The following is a 3,097-nucleotide window of genomic DNA, read 5'->3' as shown; positions in this document are numbered from 1 at the left end:
ATGTCGCAGGTCTTTTACAGGACAGTTAAAAACACAAGCTATGTACCATTAGCAACAATAATTATCGGTTTAATACTCGATTCATATGCATACCTGGAAATTGCACATATAGATAAGGTTTCAGTGGCTGCATATCTTGCAGTGCCAATAATACTTACATTAATAATACCGGTAATGTATATGATGAAATCAACGACAGAGTATGCTTCATATAAGCCACTGTGGTTTACATTAATGACCTTTGCAATGCTATCCCTTGAATTACCTGTAACAAAGATAGCAGGCGGGGCATTTCCTGTTAATGCATTTGCCTCTCCCAATTCAATGCTTGCATTTAATTTCTATTTGAGCATACTTGGAGGAATATTATATCTCCTGCTGATGGTATTATATGCATACCTTTACAGCAGTGGTAAAATAATGCCAAAAGTATCAACGGCCAAAACAAAGGTCGAGGACAAGGCAGTTAAGGAAAACTAAAAAAAATTTTTATATAAATTTAGTGTAAAATATTTATTTTTATTTACTATTATTATTTATGAATTGCATTCATGCCATTTTTTATGGAAATGTTCAGGGCATAGGTTTCAGGGCCCATATAAGAGCAAAGGCAATATCACTTGGTCTCTATGGTTGGGTTAAAAATCTTGATGATGGAAGCGTTGAATCGTTGATATGCGGCAATGAGGATAAAATTAGGGAATTAATGAAATATGCACATAAAATTCCAGGGGCTGTTATAGATAGGATAGTTGAAACGCCTGAAAAATATGATAATATTAATGAGTTTTCCATAATACATTAATTTAATATATGGATATTTATTTAAAGATTGCATGAAAAAAAGAACATCAAGAAAAATAATATATATTGCAATATTGATAATTATAATTCTTGTTTCATATGGTATAATACCGCTGGCATTAAACACCTCAGAATCTTCAATGCATAACGGAAAATCATATTATATATATGGAAATATTACGGGATTAATAACGGTGAATAATAAGACATTTATGACAGTTAATGACTACGGAAACACCATAGATGTATTTTATAATGGCACTGCTCCTGCAACTGGTTCATATGTTCTCGTATACGGTGTTTATCAGACCAATATTCTTGGTGGATATATTCAGGCCAGGGGTGTTTATAAATGGTATTATACAATATAAATTAATTAACAATATTATATTCAAAGCCAAGTTTATTTAACTTTTCCAGAAGTTCATTAATCCTTTTTTTATCCACAATATTTACTGTAAATAAAAGGTTCTGATATCCTATTGGTGTATTTTTTTTAAGATTATCAACCTCAGCATGGTATATATTTGCACCAACGCTGGAAATTGCATTAACTATCTTTATCATTATTCCAGGATGGTCTGGAAGCTTAAATTCAAGCCTGATCAATTTATCCTCCCTTTCAAGTGCGCGGTAAATTATATTTGAGAGTAACAGGAAGTTTATATTTCCGCCGGATAAAACAATGGCCACCTTCTTATTTTTAACATCAATTTTGTTTTCAAGCAATGCGGCAAGCCCCACTGCACCTGAGGGTTCGGTAAGAACCTTTTCCCTTTCAAGCAATTTAAAAAGTGCATATGCTATATCCTCATCATTCACTGTAACAACATTATCAACATATTTCTTAACCATCTCAAATGTGATATTCCCGGGATACTTTACAGCTATGCCATCAGCAATTGTATCATTGCTTGTGTAGGAAACTATTCTGCCCTCCTTTAGTGATTTAACCATGGAATCTGCCTTTTCAGACTCAACCCCTATTACCCTTACATTTGGATTCATAGATTTGGCTGCAAACGATATTCCTGAAATAAGGCCTCCCCCACCTATTGGTACTATAATTACATCAGGATTTAAATCATCCATTATCTCCTTGCCTATTGTTGCCTGGCCTGAAATAACCTTCTCATCATTGTAAGCCTCTATGAATGTCATCCCCTTTTCAACTCCAAGGTTAACAGCATAATCATGTGCCTCATCATAGCTTGATCCCTTAAGTATTACATGGCCACCGTATGATTCAACTGCATTTATTTTTGCCGGTGTTGTAAACTCTGGCATTACTATTGTGGCCCTTACATTATAGGCATTTGCAGCAAATGCAACGCCCTGTGCATGGTTCCCGGCACTGGCTGTTATCACGCCATTTTTCTTTTCCTCCTCTGTTAAGTATGCAAACTTTACAAAGGCTCCCCGGGATTTAAAGGACCCTGTCTTCTGAAAAATCTCCATTTTAAAATATACATCTGCATTAAACATATCACTAAAGGTTTTTGAATGAACCAGTGGTGTTCTATGCAGCCTTCCATCAATAATTTTCTCAGCATTTTTAACATCATCAAAGGTAATCATGGCTAATTATCGTTTTGTTAAATAAATATTCTTTGAAAAAATAACGTTTATAAATTATATATTATTTTTATATACTGATGAAATTTATTTTAAACCAATAATATTTCCATTTCCATCTATGTCTATATTTTCCGCTGCAGGTTTTTTAGGAAGGCCTGGCATTGTCATTATATTTCCAAGCACCGGTATTAAAAATCTTGACCCCGAATCAATTAAAATTTTTCTAATATTTATATCGAAATTTTCTGGGCTGTTTAAAAGTGCAGGGTTATCTGAAATTGAGGACTGTGTTTTGGCCATGCATATATAAAAGCCATTAAATTGATACTTTTCTATTATTTTCAGATCTTTTTCTGCCTCATCTGAAAAATTAACACTGGAGGCACCATAAACCTTCCTTGCAATTCTTTCTATTTTTTCCCTGGGCGTTTCATTTAATTCATATGTGTATGATATTTTTTTATTAGAATTTTCTTCTATATTTTTAATTACGGCCCTTGCAAGTTCTATTCCACCATCACCGCCCCTTAAATAGACATCTGAAATAGCATATTCTATATTATTTTCCATTAACAGGCCCTTAACTGTTTTTATCTCCTCATCTGTATCATTTTTGTGCCTGTTGATTGCAACAACAGGAATAAGTCCAAAGCTTTTGACTATATTCACATGCCTGATTAAATTTTGAAATCCTATTTTTATGGCATTAATATTT

General features: G+C 33.4%; 4 protein-coding genes and 1 pseudogene. 3 read left to right on the top strand and 2 right to left on the bottom strand.

The features are described 5' to 3' along the window. The 3 genes and pseudogenes from AOG54_RS09820 to AOG54_RS02310 form a co-directional block, all read left to right on the top strand. A pseudogene (locus tag AOG54_RS09820) lies at positions 1–480 on the top strand (hypothetical protein); the annotation flags it as partial. Between the two features lie 58 nt (positions 481–538). Continuing rightward, the gene (locus tag AOG54_RS02315; RefSeq protein WP_055032355.1) at positions 539–805 is read left to right on the top strand and encodes an acylphosphatase; all 267 of its coding nucleotides are present in this window, start codon (positions 539–541) and stop codon (positions 803–805) included. Positions 806–836: 31 nt separating this feature from the next. Then, complete coding sequence (locus tag AOG54_RS02310) at positions 837–1,175, top strand: hypothetical protein (protein WP_054963876.1); 339 nt, start codon at positions 837–839, stop codon at positions 1,173–1,175. 1 nt (position 1,176) lies between these two features. On the opposite strand, the gene ilvA is transcribed toward AOG54_RS02310, so the two are convergent. Together ilvA and AOG54_RS02300 are read right to left on the bottom strand one after the other, a co-directional pair. Then, positions 1,177–2,382, bottom strand: coding sequence for a threonine ammonia-lyase (gene ilvA, locus AOG54_RS02305; RefSeq protein WP_054963875.1), 1,206 nt, complete (start codon positions 2,380–2,382; stop codon positions 1,177–1,179). Positions 2,383–2,466: 84 nt separating this feature from the next. Further along, a partial coding sequence (locus AOG54_RS02300; protein ID WP_156324168.1) for a formate--tetrahydrofolate ligase occupies positions 2,467–3,097 on the bottom strand: 631 nt, incomplete at its 5' end.

Origin of the sequence: Acidiplasma aeolicum, from assembly GCF_001402945.1 — an archaeon.
Taxonomy (GTDB): Archaea; Thermoplasmatota; Thermoplasmata; order Thermoplasmatales; family Thermoplasmataceae; genus Acidiplasma; species Acidiplasma aeolicum.
Note: the sequence above shows the minus strand (reverse complement) of the source record. Positions and strands in the feature narration are given on the sequence as shown.

Coding starts and splice junctions, on each gene's coding strand:
- AOG54_RS02315 (WP_055032355.1), top strand. CDS start 539: ATGAATTGCATTCATGCCATTTTTTATGGAAATGTTCAGGGCATAGGT.
- AOG54_RS02310 (WP_054963876.1), top strand. CDS start 837: ATGAAAAAAAGAACATCAAGAAAAATAATATATATTGCAATATTGATA.
- ilvA (WP_054963875.1), bottom strand. CDS start 2,382: ATGATTACCTTTGATGATGTTAAAAATGCTGAGAAAATTATTGATGGA.